16 protein-coding genes are annotated in these 15500 nt (G+C 70.4%); 7 read left to right on the forward strand and 9 right to left on the reverse strand.

Annotation, left to right across the window (positions count from 1 at the left end):
* The first annotated feature begins 69 nt into the window (after positions 1-69).
* On the forward strand, positions 70-1080 hold the full coding sequence (gene argF, locus OHT76_RS32185) for an ornithine carbamoyltransferase (protein ID WP_328874344.1): 1011 nt from the start codon (positions 70-72) through the stop codon (positions 1078-1080).
* 22 nt (positions 1081-1102) lie between these two features.
* On the opposite strand, the gene OHT76_RS32190 is transcribed toward argF, so the two are convergent.
* The gene (locus OHT76_RS32190; RefSeq protein ID WP_328874345.1) at positions 1103-1555 is read right to left on the reverse strand and encodes an ATP-binding protein; all 453 of its coding nucleotides are present in this window, start codon (positions 1553-1555) and stop codon (positions 1103-1105) included.
* A gap of 294 nt (positions 1556-1849) precedes the next feature.
* Here OHT76_RS32190 and OHT76_RS32195 point away from each other — a divergent pair, with 294 nt between their 5' ends.
* On the forward strand, positions 1850-2677 hold the full coding sequence (locus OHT76_RS32195) for an enoyl-CoA hydratase family protein (protein ID WP_328874346.1): 828 nt from the start codon (positions 1850-1852) through the stop codon (positions 2675-2677).
* Positions 2678-2680: 3 nt separating this feature from the next.
* Positions 2681-4957 (forward strand): bifunctional salicylyl-CoA 5-hydroxylase/oxidoreductase, encoded by a 2277-nt coding sequence (locus OHT76_RS32200; protein WP_328874347.1) that lies wholly within the window; start codon positions 2681-2683, stop codon positions 4955-4957.
* Between the two features lie 21 nt (positions 4958-4978).
* On the opposite strand, the gene OHT76_RS32205 is transcribed toward OHT76_RS32200, so the two are convergent.
* The 5 genes from OHT76_RS32205 to OHT76_RS32225 form a co-directional block, all read right to left on the reverse strand.
* A complete protein-coding gene (locus OHT76_RS32205) occupies positions 4979-6184 on the reverse strand; it encodes a sulfate adenylyltransferase subunit 1 (protein ID WP_328874348.1) in 1206 nt (401 codons plus the stop codon).
* 2 nt (positions 6185-6186) lie between these two features.
* Positions 6187-7086, reverse strand: a complete 900-nt coding sequence (cysD, locus tag OHT76_RS32210; protein WP_328874349.1) for a sulfate adenylyltransferase subunit CysD — start codon at positions 7084-7086, stop codon at positions 6187-6189.
* Complete coding sequence (gene cysC / locus OHT76_RS32215) at positions 7083-7634, reverse strand: adenylyl-sulfate kinase (protein WP_328874350.1); 552 nt, start codon at positions 7632-7634, stop codon at positions 7083-7085. The genes cysD and cysC overlap by 4 nt, the downstream gene beginning before the upstream one ends.
* Positions 7635-7760: 126 nt before the next feature.
* Positions 7761-8573, reverse strand: a complete 813-nt coding sequence (locus tag OHT76_RS32220; RefSeq protein WP_328874351.1) for a PaaX family transcriptional regulator — start codon at positions 8571-8573, stop codon at positions 7761-7763.
* A 15-nt stretch (positions 8574-8588) separates the two neighbouring features.
* Positions 8589-10193, reverse strand: a complete 1605-nt coding sequence (locus OHT76_RS32225) for an AMP-binding protein (RefSeq protein ID WP_328874352.1) — start codon at positions 10191-10193, stop codon at positions 8589-8591.
* Positions 10194-10328: 135 nt separating this feature from the next.
* Here OHT76_RS32225 and OHT76_RS32230 point away from each other — a divergent pair, with 135 nt between their 5' ends.
* The gene (locus OHT76_RS32230; protein WP_328874353.1) at positions 10329-11459 is read left to right on the forward strand and encodes an acyl-CoA dehydrogenase family protein; all 1131 of its coding nucleotides are present in this window, start codon (positions 10329-10331) and stop codon (positions 11457-11459) included.
* Positions 11456-11854 carry a RidA family protein gene (locus tag OHT76_RS32235; RefSeq protein ID WP_328874354.1) on the forward strand — a complete coding sequence of 133 codons (399 nt, stop codon included), beginning with the start codon at positions 11456-11458 and terminating at the stop codon, positions 11852-11854. The genes OHT76_RS32230 and OHT76_RS32235 overlap by 4 nt, the downstream gene beginning before the upstream one ends.
* A 4-nt stretch (positions 11855-11858) precedes the next feature.
* Here OHT76_RS32235 and OHT76_RS32240 read toward each other — a convergent pair whose 3' ends face one another.
* The gene (locus OHT76_RS32240) at positions 11859-12050 is read right to left on the reverse strand and encodes a DUF5999 family protein (protein ID WP_328874355.1); all 192 of its coding nucleotides are present in this window, start codon (positions 12048-12050) and stop codon (positions 11859-11861) included.
* 227 nt (positions 12051-12277) lie between these two features.
* Here OHT76_RS32240 and OHT76_RS32245 point away from each other — a divergent pair, with 227 nt between their 5' ends.
* Positions 12278-12706 (forward strand): DUF6299 family protein, encoded by a 429-nt coding sequence (locus OHT76_RS32245; protein ID WP_328874356.1) that lies wholly within the window; start codon positions 12278-12280, stop codon positions 12704-12706.
* Between the two features lie 21 nt (positions 12707-12727).
* On the opposite strand, the gene OHT76_RS32250 is transcribed toward OHT76_RS32245, so the two are convergent.
* Positions 12728-14152 (reverse strand): MFS transporter, encoded by a 1425-nt coding sequence (locus OHT76_RS32250; protein WP_328874357.1) that lies wholly within the window; start codon positions 14150-14152, stop codon positions 12728-12730.
* A gap of 92 nt (positions 14153-14244) precedes the next feature.
* Between OHT76_RS32250 and OHT76_RS32255 the strand changes: the two genes are divergently transcribed.
* The gene (locus tag OHT76_RS32255) at positions 14245-14886 is read left to right on the forward strand and encodes a TetR/AcrR family transcriptional regulator (protein WP_328874358.1); all 642 of its coding nucleotides are present in this window, start codon (positions 14245-14247) and stop codon (positions 14884-14886) included.
* Between the two features lie 37 nt (positions 14887-14923).
* On the opposite strand, the gene OHT76_RS32260 is transcribed toward OHT76_RS32255, so the two are convergent.
* Positions 14924-15493 (reverse strand): DUF305 domain-containing protein, encoded by a 570-nt coding sequence (locus OHT76_RS32260; protein WP_328874359.1) that lies wholly within the window; start codon positions 15491-15493, stop codon positions 14924-14926.
* Positions 15494-15500: the final 7 nt, after the last annotated feature.

Here is a 15500-nt window from a genome sequence, read left to right on the forward strand (position 1 = left end):
CCTGTATATAAATGTGAAACGTCGTATAGACTTCCAAGGTCATTGTTCACGTATCTCTGGAGCGCCCCCATGGCGACAGTCCCGACCGCCCTCGCCGGCCGCCACTTCCTCAAGGAGCTGGACTTCAGCGTGGCGGAGTTCCGCGGTCTGATCGAGCTGGCCGCCGAGCTCAAGGCCGCCAAGAAGGCCGGGACCGAGCCCCAGTACCTGCGCGGCAAGAACATCGCGATGATCTTCGAGAAGACCTCCACCCGTACCCGCTGCGCCTTCGAGGTCGCCGCCGCCGACCAGGGCGCCTCGACGACGTATCTGGACCCGACCGGCTCGCAGATCGGGCACAAGGAGTCGGTCAAGGACACCGGGCGCGTGCTCGGGCGGATGTTCGACGCCATCGAGTACCGCGGGGACAGCCAGGAGAAGGTCGAGGAGCTGGCCGCGTACGCGGGCGTGCCGGTCTACAACGGCCTCACCGACGACTGGCACCCCACCCAGATGCTCGCCGACGTCCTCACGATGCTGGAGCACACCTCCAAGACGCTCGACGACCGCATCGTCTTCGCCTACCTCGGCGACGCCCGCTTCAACATGGGCAACTCCTACCTGATCACCGGCGCGCTGCTCGGCATGGACGTGCGGATCGTCGCGCCCAAGGCGTACTGGCCCAGCGAGGAGGTCGTCGCCGAGGCGCGCAGGCTCGCCGAGGACAGCGGCGCGACCGTCACCCTCACCGAGTCCGTGGCGGAGGGCGTTTTGGGCGCCGACTTCGTCGCCACCGACGTCTGGGTCTCCATGGGGGAGCCCAAGGAGGTCTGGGCCGAGCGGATCAAGGCCCTGGTCCCGTACGCGGTCACGATGGACGTCCTGCGCGCCACCGGCAACCCGGACGTGAAGTTCCTGCACTGCCTCCCGGCCTTCCACGACCTGGGCACGAAGGTCGGCCGCGAGATCTTCGAGACCTACGGCCTGGACTCCCTGGAGGTCACCGACGAGGTCTTCGAGTCGCCTCACTCGGTGGTCTTCGACGAGGCGGAGAACCGTATGCACACGATCAAGGCGGTGCTGGTCGCGACGCTGGCCTGAGGTCGCCTACGGCTGAGCCCGATTACGAGGGCCGACGCTGCGGCGGTATCGCCGGCAGCCGGAACCACACGGCCTTGCCCGACGAGGTCGGCCGATGGCCGCAGGACGAGCTCAGTGCGCGGATCAGCAGCAGTCCCCGGCCGTGCTCCTGCCAAGGGTCCGGCTCGCCGTCGCACGGACGGGTGAGGTTTCCCGGCGGCGCCGGGTCCGGGTCGTGCACCTCGACCTGGCAGCCGCTCGGCAGCAGCTCCACCACCAGCTCTATCGGCCCCTCACCCGCGGTGTGCTCCACGGCGTTCGCCACCAGCTCCGCGGTCAGCAGCTCCGCGGTGTCGCTGTCGGCGCTGTGCTCGAGATCGGCCAGAGCCGTACGGACCAGGGCGCGCGCGACCGGCACCGCCGCGGTGGTGTGCGGCAGTGCGATGCGCCAGGAGGCGGAAGCGGGGAGGCGATCGTGCACGGCGGGTCCGTTCATCAAGCAGGCTGTCCTGCTTTCAACCTTATGAATGGTACGGCGCCCGCCATCGGAGTCGTCCGGCGGGCACCGTCCGGGACTTTTGGCCCCGTAGCGGGCGGCTTACCCAGATGAACGGCGCGCCTCGCACGCCTGATCCCGCCGTTACGGGGGCGTCGACGAGCCGTGACACCCCGGTGGCCTCCGTGACGTATCGCGCTATCATGACGACAGTCACGGATGGGTGATAAATTCGAGGGGTAAGACCTCAGTGAGACAGCGCCGCCCGCAGTCCGCCCGAGGAGGCCGCCCGCTATGAGTCCCTTCACCGGCTCCGCCGCCCGCACCGACCGCTGGCGGCATCTGCGTGTGGACCTCACCGACGGCGTCGCCACCGTCACCCTCGCCCGCCCCGAGAAACTCAACGCCCTCACCTTCGGCGCCTACGCCGACCTGCGCGACCTGCTCGCCGAGCTGTCCCGCGAGCGGACGGTACGGGCCCTGGTGCTGGCCGGCGAGGGCCGCGGGTTCTGCTCCGGCGGCGACGTGGACGAGATCATCGGCGAGACGCTGTCCATGGACACGGCCCAGCTGCTGGACTTCAACCGGATGACGGGCCAGGTCGTCAGGGCGATCCGCGAGTGCCCCTTCCCGGTGATCGCGGCGATCCACGGGGTGGCGGCGGGCGCGGGTGCGGTCCTCGCCCTGGCGGCGGACTTCAGGGTGGCCGACCCGACGGCACGGTTCGCCTTCCTCTTCACGCGGGTCGGCCTGTCGGGCGGCGACATGGGAGCGGCATACCTGCTCCCGAGGGTCGTCGGACTGGGCCACGCGACCCGCCTCCTGATGCTGGGCGACCCGGTACGAGCCCCGGAGGCCGAGCGCATCGGCCTGATCAGCGAACTGACGGAGGAGGGCCGAACGGACGAGGCGGCCCAGACACTGGCCCACCGACTGTCCGAGGGCCCAGCGCTGGCGTACGCCCAGACAAAGGCGCTACTGACGGCAGAATTGGACATGCCGCTCGGCCCGGCAGTGGAACTGGACGCATCGACGCAGGCCTTGCTGATGACGGGCGAGGACTACGCGGAGTTCCACAAGGCTTTCAAGGAGAAGCGCCCCCCAAAGTGGAAGGGGCGTTGAGGGATGCATCCGCTACGCGTAGCGATCATCGGCGGCGGCCCGGGAGGTCTGTACGCCGCCGCCCTCCTCAAGCGCCTGGACCCCACCCGCAAGATCACCGTCTGGGAACGCAACACCCCCGACGACACCTTCGGCTTTGGAGTGGTCCTCTCCGACGAAACCCTGGGCGGCATAGAACACGCGGACCCCGAGGTCTACACAGCCCTACAGCAACACTTCATCCGCTGGGACGACATAGACATCGTCCACCGAGAATCCCGCAACACCTCCGGAGGCCACGGTTTCGCCGCCCTCGGCCGCAAACGCCTCCTGGAAATCCTGCACAACCGCTGCCGGAACCTGGGCGTAGAGCTCCGCTTCGACTCCGAGGCCCCCTACCCCGCCTGGCTGGCCGAGACCCACGACCTGGTCATCGCCGCCGACGGTGTGCACAGCACCACCCGCGAGGCCTACGCCCATGTGTTCCGCCCCCATGTGACCACCCACCACTGCCGCTATATCTGGCTGGCCACCGACTTCGCCTTCGACGCCTTCCGCTTCGAGATCGCCGAGACCGAACACGGCGTGATGCAACTGCACGGCTACCCGTACGCCCCCGATGCCTCGACGGTCATCATCGAGATGCGCGAAGAGGTATGGCGGGCGGCCGGTTTCGAGGAACTCGACCCGCAGGAACCCATCGAGAGCTGCGCCAAGATCTTCGCGGAAGCCCTGCGCGGACACCCCCTGCGCTCCAACAACTCCGCCTGGACCACCTTCCGCACGGTCGTCAACGAACGCTGGTCGCACGAGAACATCGTGCTGCTGGGCGACGCGGCCCACACGGCCCACTTCTCCATCGGATCGGGCACGAAGCTGGCGGTCGAGGACGCCCTCGCACTCGCCGCCTGTCTGGAGGAACACCCCGATATCCCCAGCGCGTTGAGCGCGTACGAGGAGGAACGCAAACCCGTCGTCGCCTCCACCCAGCGCGCCGCCCGCGCCAGCTTGGAGTGGTTCGAGAACATCGCCCTCTACCTCGACCAGCCCCCACGCCAGTTCGCCTTCAACCTCCTCACTCGCAGCCGCCGCGTCACCCACGACAACCTCCGCCTGCGCGACGCCCGCTTCACGGAATCGGTGGAACGAGCCTTCGGGTGCCCGCCCGGTACGCCGCCGATGTTCACCCCCTTCCGGCTGCGCGGCCTGACCCTGCGCAACCGGGTCGTCGTCTCGCCGATGGACATGTACTCGGCCGTCGACGGACTCCCCGGCGACTTCCACCTCGTCCACCTGGGCGCCCGCGCCCTCGGCGGGGCAGGGCTGGTGATGACCGAGATGGTGTGCGTCAGCGCGGAGGGGCGTATCACCCCCGGCTGCACGGGCCTCTACACCGGCAAACAGTCCGAGGCCTGGCGCCGGATCACCGACTTCGTGCATACGCAGGCGCCCGGTACGGCAGTCGGCGTGCAACTCGGCCACAGCGGGCGCAAGGGCTCGACCAAGCTGATGTGGGAGGGCATCGACGAGCCGCTCCCCGACGGCAACTGGCCACTCGTGGCCGCCTCCTCGCTCCCGTACAAGCCCGAAAGCCAGACCCCGCGCGAGCTGTCCCGCGCCCAACTCACCGACCTCCGCGAGCAGTTCACGGCAGCGGCGTGGCGTGCGGCGCGGGCCGGATTCGATCTCCTCGAACTCCACTGCGCGCACGGCTACCTGCTCTCCGGCTTCCTCTCCCCGCTGACCAACCGCCGCACCGATGCCTACGGCGGGTCCCTGGACAAACGCCTGCGCTTCCCGCTGGAGGTGTTCGACGCGATACGGGGCGTATGGCCCGAGGAACGGCCCATGACCGTCCGTATCTCCGCCACGGACTGGGCCGAGGGCGGCACCTGTGCGGAGGACGCCGTGGAGATCGCCCGCGCCTTCGCCGCGCACGGCGCCGACGCGATCGACGTGTCGACCGGGCAGGTCGTGGCCGAGGAGCGACCGGAGTTCGGGCGCTCGTACCAGACGCCTTACGCCGACCGCATTCGCAACAGCACCGGCATCCCGGTGATCGCGGTGGGCGCGATCTCCTCCTGGGACGACGTCAACTCCCTGATTTTGGCGGGCCGTACCGACCTGTGCGCCCTGGCCCGCCCCCACCTCTACGACCCGCACTGGACCCTGCACGCGGCGGCGGAACAGTCGTACGACGGTCCCGGTGTCGTCTGGCCGGCCCCGTACCGAGCGGGCAGCCGCCGCCCCCAGACCGGCCGTACGGACGCCCCCAAGCCCCGCCTGACGCTCGGGACTTGAGGGCGTGACTGTCCGGTCGAGTTACCGTTCGACCATCCCCGCGGTAAGCGTCGCCCCGTCCGCCGGGTCGATCACGAGGAACGCCCCCGTGCGCCGGGAGACCGCGTAGTCGTCCACCGCCAGCGGTTCCGCCGTGCGCAGGGTGATCCGGCCCAGGTCGTTCGCGGTGAGTTCCGCCGCGTCCCCGAGATCTTGGACGATCGCCTTCACCGTCCGAGTCGTGTGCCGGACCAGGACCCGGTCACCGACCTTCAGCGGACGATCCGCCAGATGGCACACCGCCGCCCGGACCTCCCGTGTCAGCGCCGGTACATCCACCCCGGCGGTGATCATGTCGCCGCGCGACACATCCCGCTGATCGGCCAGCCGTACGCTGATCGACTGCGGCGCGTATGCCACCTCCTGAGCGGACCCGAGCACATCGATACCGGTGATCTCCGAGGTCTCGCCGGACGGATGCACGGTGACCCGGTCACCGACCCGCAGCGCGCCGGACACCAGCTGGCCCGCGTAGTAACGGACTTCACCGTCCCGGATGACGTACTGCACCGGGAAGCGGGCCGGAGCGTCCGCCGCCTCGACACCTACGGGGACGTCCTCCAGGAACTCCAGCAGGGCCGGACCCCGGTACCAGTCCATGTGCGCCGAGCGATCCACCACGTTGTCGCCGACGAGCGCCGACACCGGGATCGGCGTGAACCCGGGCAGCCCCAACTCGGCCGCGTGGCCCGCGAAGTCCTCGACGATGCGCTCGAACACCTGCTCCTCGTACCCGACGAGGTCCATCTTGTTGACCGCGAGGACGACATGCGGGACACGGAGCAGGGCGGCCACGGCGGCATGCCGGAGGGTCTGCTCGACGACCCCGTTGCGGGCGTCCACGAGGATGATCGCCAGCTCGGCGGTGGAGGCGCCGGTGACCATGTTCCGCGTGTACTGCACATGCCCCGGGGTGTCGGCGAGGATGAACCGGCGCCGGGGGGTGGCGAAGTAGCGGTAGGCCACGTCGATGGTGATGCCCTGCTCCCGCTCGGCGCGCAGACCGTCGGTCAGCAGCGCCAGGTCGGGGGCCTCCTGGCCACGGTTGCGGGAGGCGTGCTCCACCGCCTCCAACTGGTCGGCCAGCACCGACTTGGAGTCGTGCAGCAGCCGCCCCACCAGCGTGGACTTGCCGTCGTCGACCGAACCGGCCGTAGCGAAACGCAGGGTGTCGATGGTAGTGCTCATGCTTAGAAGTACCCCTCGCGCTTACGGTCTTCCATCGCGGCCTCGGACATCTTGTCGTCGGCGCGGGTCGCACCGCGCTCGGTGAGCCGGGAGGCGGCGATCTCGGCGATCACCTTCTCGATGGTGTCGGCCTCGGAGTCCACCGCACCGGTGCAGGACATGTCGCCGACCGTGCGATAGCGCACCTGACGCTTCTCGACGGTCTCTCCGGCCTTGGGCCCGCCCCACTCACCCGCGGTCAGCCACATGCCGCCCCGCGCGAACACCTCGCGGTGATGGGCGTAGTAGATCTCCGGCAGCTCGATGCCCTCGCGGGCGATGTACTGCCAGACGTCCAGCTCGGTCCAGTTGGACAGCGGGAAGACCCGGACATGCTCACCGGGAGCGTGCCGGCCGTTGTAGAGGTTCCACAGCTCCGGCCGCTGCCGACGCGGATCCCACTGCGAGAACTCGTCCCGCAGCGAGAACACCCGCTCCTTCGCCCGCGCCTTCTCCTCATCGCGCCGCCCGCCACCGAAGACCGCGTCGAACATCTCCGCCTGGATCTTCTCCGTCAACGGCAGCGTCTGCAGCGGATTCCGCGTCCAGTCGGCACGTTCGCGCAGCACACCCCGGTCGATGTAGTCCTGTACGGAGGCCACATGGAGCCGCAGCCCATGTGCCGCCACCGCACGGTCGCGGTAGTCGAGGACCTCGGGGAAGTTGTGCCCGGTGTCGACATGCAGCAGCGAGAACGGCACCGGCGCCGGCGCGAACGCCTTGAGCGCGAGGTGCAGCATGACGATGGAGTCCTTGCCGCCGGAGAAGAGGATCACCGGCCGCTCGAACTCGCCCGCCACCTCGCGGAAGATGTGCACCGCCTCGGACTCCAGGGCGTCCAGGTGAGAAAGACCGAAACTCACACCAGCCCCCGCTCCACCAGCACCGCGTACACGGCATCCGCGGACTCGCCCGGGCTCTGCTCCTGCGTCCGCAGCACCAGCGCCGGGTCCACCGGCGGCTCGTACGGATCGTCGACGCCGGTCAGCCCGGACAGCTCGCCCGAGGCCTGCCGGGCGTAGAGCCCCTTCACATCCCGCTCGCTGCACACGTCGACCGGGGTGGCGACATGGACCTCGATGTACGGCGTCCCGCTCGCCTCATGGCGCCGGCGCACGGCCTCCCGGCTGTCGGCGTAGGGCGCGATCACCGGGACGACGGAGAGCACGCCGTTGCGGGCGAGCACCTCGGAGACCAGGCCGATGCGCTGCACGTTCGTATTGCGGTCCTCCTTGGAGAAGCCGAGGCCCGCGGAGAGGAAGCGGCGAATCTCGTCGCCGTCGAGGACCTCCACGCGATGTCCCTGGGCCTTCAGCCGGTCGCCCAGCAGACGGGCGATGGTCGTCTTGCCCGCGCTCGGCAGCCCCGTGAGCCAGATGGTGGCTCCCTGAGCCCTTGCCGTGGTGGTCATGCGTCAGATCCTCTTTCGTTACCCGGCGTGCTGAGTGGACGCTAGGTAAGAACTTTGAGAAGAGCGATAGAGGAACCTGAGGGTTCCATTAGTGACGCATGTTGTGGGCGGGATCACGCGAGGGCCTCAGAGCCCGGCGAAGACGGCCCCCGCATCCCTGAGCCGCGCATGCAGCGCCCGGAACACCGCCGCCGACCGCACCCCGGGCCAGTCCTCGGGCAGCAGCCGGGCGGGCAGCCCCGGATCGACGTAGGGCAGATGGCGCCATGAGTCCAGGGCGAGGAGGTAGTCGCGGTAGGCCTCCTCGGGCGGGGTGTCCGAGCGCTGCTCCCAGTCGTGCAGCACGCGCGCGTGGCGGTCGAGGAATGCCTCGTGCTCCTTGGCTACGGCGGCCAGGTCCCACCAGCGGGTGACGGCCTCGACGGTGGGTGCGAAGCCGAGGTGCTCGCCGCGGAAGAAGTCGACGTACGCCTCCAGGCGCAGCCGTGCCAGGGTGTGCCGGGTCTCCTCGTACAGCCGCGCCGGCGCGATCCACACGCCGGGGGCGGCCGTGCCGAAGCCGAGGCCGGCCAGACGGGAGCGCAGCAGATGGCGCTTCTGCCGCTCCGACTCCGGTACGGAGAACACCGCGAGCACCCAGCCCTCTTCGTCGGGCGGCGCGGTGGCGTAGATGCGCCGGTCGCCGTCGTCGAGCAACTGGCGGGCGTCCGGGGAGAGTTCGTAGCCCGCGGCGCCCTCGGCGGTGCGGGCCGGCACGAGCAGCCCGCGCCGTTTGAGCCGGGACACCGACGAGCGCACCGAGGGAGCGTCCACGCCGACCGCAGCCAGCAGCCGGATCAGTTCGGCGACCGGAACCGGGCCGGGCACGAAGCGGCCGTAGGCGCCGTAGAACGTGACGATCAAAGACCGTGGTGCATGCTGGTCGGACACGTTGATCATCTTAGGTCGTCGGCATCACTGCCGGTCACCCTCGGCGTCGGCCGCAAGGCGCAGCTTGAACCGCTGGAGCTTGCCGGTCGCCGTGCGCGGCAGCGCGTCCAGGAAGACGATCTCGCGCGGGCACTTGTACGGCGCGAGTTCCGCTCGTACAAAAGTGCGCAGCGCCTCCGCGTCCCGCCGTGCGCCCGGCCTGAGCACGGCGAACGCCATCACGACCTGCCCGCGCGCAGCGTCGGGCCGGCCGACGACCGCCGTCTCGAGCACGTCCGGGTGGCGCAGCAGCGCCTCCTCGACCTCGGGGCCCGCGATGTTGTACCCGGCCGAGATGATCATGTCGTCCGCGCGGGCGACGTAGCGGAAGTAGCCGTCACTCTCCCGGACGTAGGTGTCGCCGGTGATGTTCCAGCCGTGGCGGACGTACTCGCGCTGGCGTGGGTCGGCGAGATAGCGGCAGCCGACCGGTCCGCGCACCGCGAGCAGCCCCGGCTCCCCGTCGGGCTTCTCCCGGCCGTCGGCGTCGACCACGCGCGCGTGCCAGCCGGGGACCGGCACCCCGGTGGTGCCGGGCCTGATGTGCTCGTCGGCGGCGGAGACGAAGATGTGCAGCAGCTCGGTGGCGCCGATGCCGTTGATGATGCGCAGCCCGGTCCGCTCGTGCCAGGCCCGCCAGGTGGCGGCGGGCAGGTTCTCGCCGGCCGAGACACAGCGGCGCAGCGAGGAGATGTCGTGCCCGTCCAGTTCGGCGAGCATCGCGCGGTAGGCGGTCGGCGCGGTGAACAGCACCGTCACCCGGTGCTCGGCGACGGCGGGCAACAGCTGCTTGGGACCGGCCTGTTCGAGCAGCAGCGCGCTCGCCCCGGCGCGCAGCGGGAAGACCACGAGCCCGCCGAGTCCGAAGGTGAAGCCGAGCGGGGGACTGCCGGTGAAGACATCGCCCACATGTGGCTGGAGCACATATTTGGAGAAGGTGTCCGCTATCGCCAACACATCCCGGTGGAAGTGCATACAGCCCTTGGGCCGTCCGGTGGTGCCGGAGGTGAAGGCGATCAACGCCACGTCGTCGCAGGCGGTGTCCACGGCGGGGTACGGCGTGCTCGGCGCCGCCCGCTTCAGCAGGTCGTCCGGGGCATCACCGCCGTATGTGGCGATCCGCAGCCCGGGTATCTCCGCCTTGGCGAGGTCGTCGACGGCCCGGATGTCGCACAGCGCGTGGCTCACCTCGGCCATCTCGCACATCGTGCGCAGCTCGTGCGGGCGCTGCTGGGCCAGCACGGTCACGGCGACCGCGCCCGCCTTCAGCACCGCGAGCCAGCAGGCCGCGAGCCAGGGGGTGGTGGGGCCGCGCAGCAGGACCCGGTTGCCCGGGACCACCCCGAGGTCGCCGGTGAGCAGATGCGCGAGCCGGTCGACACGGGCGCGCAGCTCGCCGTAGGTCCAGGTCCGGCCGGTGGCGGTGTGGAACGCCGGGCGGTCGTCCGGGGGGCCGTGCAGCAGCTCGGCGGCGCAGTTCAGCCGTTCGGGGTAGCGCAGCTCCGGCAGGTCGAAGCTGAGCTCGGGCCACTCGTCGGACGGCGGGAGGTGGTCGCGCGCGAAGGTGTCGAGATGCGCCGAGACGTTCATGACGGTGCGCCCCCTTGCCTTGTGGGCTCCCTGGTGGGCTCGCTCGATGAGCGTATCGTGTTGGTGACGGCAGTCAACTGCGCGCGATACCGTCGAGGGAGTGGCCCTGATGGCCGCGGGGAGAGAGGTACGGCGATGCCCGCATTCTCACTCGAACCGGAACGGACCGCATGGTGTGCCGAACTGCGTCTGCTGGCCGCCGAGCGGCTGCGTCCGCTCGCCGAGAAGGGCGAGCCCGGCCAGGTCAACCGCCCGCTGGTCGCCGAACTCGGCCAACTCGGGCTTCTGCCCCGCCTGTTCACCTCCGGCGCCCTCGACGTCTGCCTGATGCGCGAGTCCCTGGCCTACGCCTGTACGGAGGCGGAGACCGCGCTCGCCCTCCAGGGCCTGGGCGCCCACCCGGTCCACGCCCACGGCACCCCGGCCCAGCGCGCACACTGGCTGCCGAGGGTCGGCGAGGGCACGGCGGTGGCCGCGTTCGCACTGAGTGAGCCGGGGGCGGGCTCGGACGCGGCTGCCCTGTCCCTGGCCGCAGAGCCCGACGGCCCGGACGCCTGGCGCCTGACCGGCGAGAAGTGCTGGATCTCCAACGCCCCCGACGCCGACTTCTACACCGTGTTCGCGCGCACGACCCCGGGCGCAGGCTCCCGGGGAGTGACGGCGTTCCTGGTACCGGCCGACCGCCCCGGCCTCACCGGCACCCCCCTCGACATGCTCTCCCCGCACCCCATCGGCACGCTGACCTTCGACGAGGTCCCGGTCTCGGCCGACGACATCCTTGGCGAGCCCGACCGCGGCTTCCGAGTGGCGATGGGCACCCTGAACCTCTTCCGCCCCAGCGTCGGCGCCTTCGCGGTCGGCATGGCGCAAGCGGCCCTGGACGCGACCCTCACCCACACCGCCCAACGGGACGCCTTCGGCGGCAAGTTGAGGGACCTTCAGACGGTCGCCCACCAGGTCGCCGAGATGGCCCTGCGCACGGAAGCGGCCCGTCTGATGGTGTACGCGGCGGCGACGGCGTACGACGAAGGCGCCCCGGACGTCCCGAAGCGCGCGGCGATGGCGAAGCTGCTGGCGACCGAGACGGCGCAGTACGTCGTGGACCAGGCCGTCCAATTGCACGGAGCCCGAGCCCTGCGCCGAGGTCACATCCTGGAGCACCTGTATCGAGAGGTCCGGGCCCCTCGCATCTACGAGGGCGCGAGCGAGGTCCAACGAGGCATCATCGCCAAGGAGCTGTACGCCGACCTGGAGGCCCGAGCATGACACCGGACCGAGTCAACCCGCCCGAGCTGTCCCCACCCACGGGGTTCTCCCACGCGGTGGTGGCGACGGGAACCAGGTTGGTGTTCCTGGCGGGCCAAACGGCCCTGGACACGGACGGCAAGATCGAGGGCGCCACCCTCCCGGCCCAATTCGAGAAGGCCCTGCGCAACCTGCTGACGGCCCTGCGAGCGGCGGGCGGCACCCCGGCCCACCTGGCCCGCGTCACGGTCTACGCCACGGACATCGAGGAGTACCGCGCGCACGCCCCTGAACTGGGCGGCATCTGGCGGAGGTTGGCGGGGCGGGACTATCCGGCGATGGCGGTGGTGGAGGTCGTACGCCTGTGGGACAAGCAGGCGATGGTCGAGCTGGACGGCTTCGCGGTGCTGCCGTAGCGGACTAGGCCGCCATCGCCAGCCGGTCCACCGGCGCACGGTGAGGCGTGACGACCCGACCGTCCGGCAGCAGCTCACCCGAGTCGTCGAAGACGATCGTGCCGTCGCACAGCAGGCTCCACCCCTGCTCGGGATGCGCGGCGACAACGCGCGGAGCATGCGAACCGGTCAAGGAACACGAAGCGTGGGCACCCATGGCGCACCTCCACGTAGGTCGGTCACTTCCTATGGGTAGACCATGCTCCGGGCCTGAACTCATCGCCACGGGCCGACCGTAAGCGTGACAACACGGGGACAACTCCCGGACGGTTCCACGACGGTCGGCGCGGACTCGCCACCGAAGGGGTGACGATCACGCGCGTGGGCGCGCGCGCCCGGTACTGGTGGAGGCCCCCGAACTCCGCTCACCCGGAAGGTCTCCCCATGCCCGTACGCACCGCCCTCGGCGTAGCCGCCGCCTCCGCCCTGCTCCTGCTCGCCGCTCCCGCCACCCCGGCCGACGCCGACCCCTACGAGACGGTGACCGTCGACCCGACCGGCACCCTCGCCGCCGACGGCACGGTCACTCTGTCCGGTACCTACCGCTGCACCGGCGGCACCGGCCCGGTGTTCGTCAGCTCCTCGGTGGGCAAGCGCTCGTCGAGTCTTCGCCACGGCATCGGCGGCACCCGCGCGATTTGCGACGGCATGGAACACCGCTGGGAGAACACGGGCAAGCCGTCCCCGGGTTCGCTCGAACCGGGCCCGGCCCACGTGGAGGCGACCGTCATGGAACTGGACTCCTCGGGCGGCCTGCCGCTGCCCTCCTTCCACGCCTCGCAGCAGCAGGACGTCACCCTCGTCGAGAACTGACAGAGCCGGCTCGGGGGGCCGTCAGTGCACGTGCGGCCCCCCGGTCAGCTGCGGCTTCCCGCGCGGTACGAGCCCTCCGGCCACTGCCGCGCTCACGCCGGCCGCGAGGGCGCAGGCGGTGAAGGCGTCCGTGAAGCCCCCGACCGTCCCCGCGTCGATGCCCGCGGCGGCGATGGTCGAGACGACCGCCACCCCGATCGAACCGCCCACCTCGTGGAAGGTGTTGACGACCCCGGACGCGAGCCCGGCGGTGTGGTGGTCCACCATTCCCAGCGCGGTGGTGGTGGCGGTGACAAACACCGCGCCAAGACCGAGCGAGGCCACGACAAAGCCCGGCAGCAGACCCGTGTACACGCTGCCGTCGTCGGAGAGCCGGGTCAGCGGTACGGAGCCGAGTGCGGCGATCACCATCCCGCCGACCGCGACCGCACGGCTGCCGACCCGCCCCACAAGACGCGCGGCCAGATGGGCGCCCAGGGCAGTCGCCACGGCCATCGGCAGGAACAGCAGCCCCGTCCTCAGCGGACTGAAGCCGCGCACGTGCTGGAGGTAGACCGAGCCCAAGAAGAAGTACGCGATCAGCAGCGCGGTGGCGACCAGCATCAGGAACGCCCCCGCGAGCACCGGTCGCCGGGTGAACATCCCGAGGTCCATCAGCGGTGCCCGGGCGGCCCGTTCGACCGCCGCGAACCCCGCGTACAGCACCGCCGCCCCGGCCAACGGCACCAGCGTCGCGCTGTCGCCCCACCCGGAGTCCCCCGCCTCCACCAGGCCGTAGATGAGCGAGGCGGTGCCCGCGGTGACCAGCAGTGCCCCGGGTATGTCGAGCCGGGCCGGCTGCGGCGCGCGGGCGGGGACCAGTGCGGGCAGAGTCGCGAGGACGGCGAGGCCGATCGGGACGTTGACGTAGAAGACCCACTGCCAGCCGGGTCCGTCGGTCAGGACGCCGCCGATCAGGACTCCGGCCGCCGCGCCCGAGCCGCCGATCGCGGCCCACACGCCCAGGGCCTTGTTGCGCTCGGTGCCGTGGAAGGCGGTGGTGACGATCGAGAGCGCGGCGGGGGAGAGCAGGGCGGCGCCGACGCCCTGCGCGATACGGCCGCCCAGCAGCGTGGGCGCGTTCTCGGCGAGCCCGGTGACCAGCGAGGCGGCCGTGAAGACCGCGAGCCCGGCGAGGAGCGTGCGGCGGGCGCCGAGGGCGTCGGCGAGCCGTCCCCCGAGCAGCATCAGACCGCCGAAGCAGAGCGTGTACGCGGTGACGGCCCAGGTCAGGGTCGCCCGGTCGAGGCGGAGATCGGCGGCCATGTCGGGCAGCGCGACGTTCACCACCGTGACGTCGAGGATCAGCATGAACTGCGCCACGCAGATGACCGCGAGCGCCGCCCAGCGGCGTGGGTCGGCGGGCGGGTGGTGGTGCGCCTGGGTGTGGCTTGCGGAGTGAGTCATGAGACGTCCCTGGCTTGTGACGACAACTGAACTGTACGGCTCAGTACATATGAACTCAACTGTTCAGTTCAGTCAATTGCTAGGATCGGCCCATGAGCGTGGACAGCGGCAAACAGCCCCCCAGCGGCCCCCGCGCCGAACAGAAACGGCAGGCCATCGTCCGGGCCGCACGTGAGCTGTTCCTCCGGGACGGCTTCGGCGTGGGCATGGACGCCATCGCCGCCGAGGCCGGCGTGTCCAAGGTGACCGTCTACAACCACTTCGGCAGCAAGGAAGCGCTGTTCACCGCGGTCATCACCAGCGCCCTCGACGAACCCCTCGGCCACGCCTCATCGGCCGCGCTGGAAGGTCTGGCAGAGGCCGAGGATCTCCGTACGGCCCTCATCGAGGCCGCCCGCGCATGGGTGGACGCGGTCCGCACGAACAAGGACGTCACCGCCCTGCGCAACCTCGTCGCCGCCGAACAGCACCGCTTCCCCGAACTCACCCGCGCCTGGCAGGGCCACACTCCGGAAGGCCATCACCCGGCCGTCGCCGGCGCCCTGCGTACCCTCGCCGACCAGGGCCGCCTCGTCATCCCGGACCTGGAGACCGCGATCATCCAGCTGTACGCGCTGCTGGTCTTCCCGCACATGGTCTTCAGCACCTACGGCACCCACATCGACGACAGCCTCACGGACCGGCTCATCGTCGGCGGGGTGGACATGTTCCTCGGGTACTACGCCCCGGCGTAGCCGCCCGGGCTCCGCGGCGGGAGCCCGGGCAACCGCGTTACGAGAGCCGGTCGAGGGCGCCTTGGAGCTGCTCGACCTCGGCCGACTGCCCCTTGACGATGGCGTCGGCCATCTTCTTGGCGTCGGCGTACTTGCCGTTCTTCTGCTCGTCCTCGGCCATGTCGATCGCGCCGTTGTGGTGCTCGATCATCATCTCGGCGAAGGCCTTGTCGAACTCGGTGCCCTTGAGGGCCGTGAGCTCTTCCATGTCCGTGCCGGACATCATGCCGTCACCGCCGTGGCCTGAGCCGTGGTCCATGCCCGGCATGGAGTCCGCCGTGGTCGGCTGCTTCCAGGACTTCAGCCAGCCCTTCATCGTCCGGATCTCGGGGTCCTGGGCCTGCTCGATCTGCCCGGCGAGCTCCTTGACCTCCGCGTCCGAGGCCCGCCCGTCGGCCAGCTTCGCCATCTCCAGGGCCTGCTCGTGGTGCGGGATCATCATCTGGGCGAAGGTGACGTCCGCGTCGTTGAACTCCCTGGCCTCACCGGATTCTTCGGCGCTGTCGCCGCAGGCGGCGAGGAGCAGGGCGCCGGCGACGACGAGTCCGGCGCGCGTGAATGCAGTCATGGGTGAT

It is taken from the genome of Streptomyces sp. NBC_00287 (assembly GCF_036173105.1).
Taxonomy (GTDB): Bacteria; Actinomycetota; Actinomycetes; order Streptomycetales; family Streptomycetaceae; genus Streptomyces.

What these genes read in the sequence shown, in the direction of transcription:
- argF (WP_328874344.1), top strand. Translation starts at nt 70, where the DNA reads ATGGCGACAGTCCCGACCGCCCTCGCCGGCCGCCACTTCCTCAAGGAG.
- OHT76_RS32260 (WP_328874359.1), bottom strand. Translation starts at nt 15,493, where the DNA reads ATGACTGCATTCACGCGCGCCGGACTCGTCGTCGCCGGCGCCCTGCTC.
- OHT76_RS32235 (WP_328874354.1), top strand. Translation starts at nt 11,456, where the DNA reads ATGACACCGGACCGAGTCAACCCGCCCGAGCTGTCCCCACCCACGGGG.
- OHT76_RS32205 (WP_328874348.1), bottom strand. Translation starts at nt 6,184, where the DNA reads ATGAGCACTACCATCGACACCCTGCGTTTCGCTACGGCCGGTTCGGTC.
- OHT76_RS32240 (WP_328874355.1), bottom strand. Translation starts at nt 12,050, where the DNA reads ATGGGTGCCCACGCTTCGTGTTCCTTGACCGGTTCGCATGCTCCGCGC.
- OHT76_RS32230 (WP_328874353.1), top strand. Translation starts at nt 10,329, where the DNA reads ATGCCCGCATTCTCACTCGAACCGGAACGGACCGCATGGTGTGCCGAA.
- OHT76_RS32255 (WP_328874358.1), top strand. Translation starts at nt 14,245, where the DNA reads ATGAGCGTGGACAGCGGCAAACAGCCCCCCAGCGGCCCCCGCGCCGAA.
- OHT76_RS32225 (WP_328874352.1), bottom strand. Translation starts at nt 10,193, where the DNA reads ATGAACGTCTCGGCGCATCTCGACACCTTCGCGCGCGACCACCTCCCG.
- OHT76_RS32250 (WP_328874357.1), bottom strand. Translation starts at nt 14,152, where the DNA reads ATGACTCACTCCGCAAGCCACACCCAGGCGCACCACCACCCGCCCGCC.
- OHT76_RS32245 (WP_328874356.1), top strand. Translation starts at nt 12,278, where the DNA reads ATGCCCGTACGCACCGCCCTCGGCGTAGCCGCCGCCTCCGCCCTGCTC.
- cysC (WP_328874350.1), bottom strand. Translation starts at nt 7,634, where the DNA reads ATGACCACCACGGCAAGGGCTCAGGGAGCCACCATCTGGCTCACGGGG.
- OHT76_RS32220 (WP_328874351.1), bottom strand. Translation starts at nt 8,573, where the DNA reads ATGATCAACGTGTCCGACCAGCATGCACCACGGTCTTTGATCGTCACG.
- OHT76_RS32200 (WP_328874347.1), top strand. Translation starts at nt 2,681, where the DNA reads ATGCATCCGCTACGCGTAGCGATCATCGGCGGCGGCCCGGGAGGTCTG.
- OHT76_RS32195 (WP_328874346.1), top strand. Translation starts at nt 1,850, where the DNA reads ATGAGTCCCTTCACCGGCTCCGCCGCCCGCACCGACCGCTGGCGGCAT.
- OHT76_RS32190 (WP_328874345.1), bottom strand. Translation starts at nt 1,555, where the DNA reads ATGAACGGACCCGCCGTGCACGATCGCCTCCCCGCTTCCGCCTCCTGG.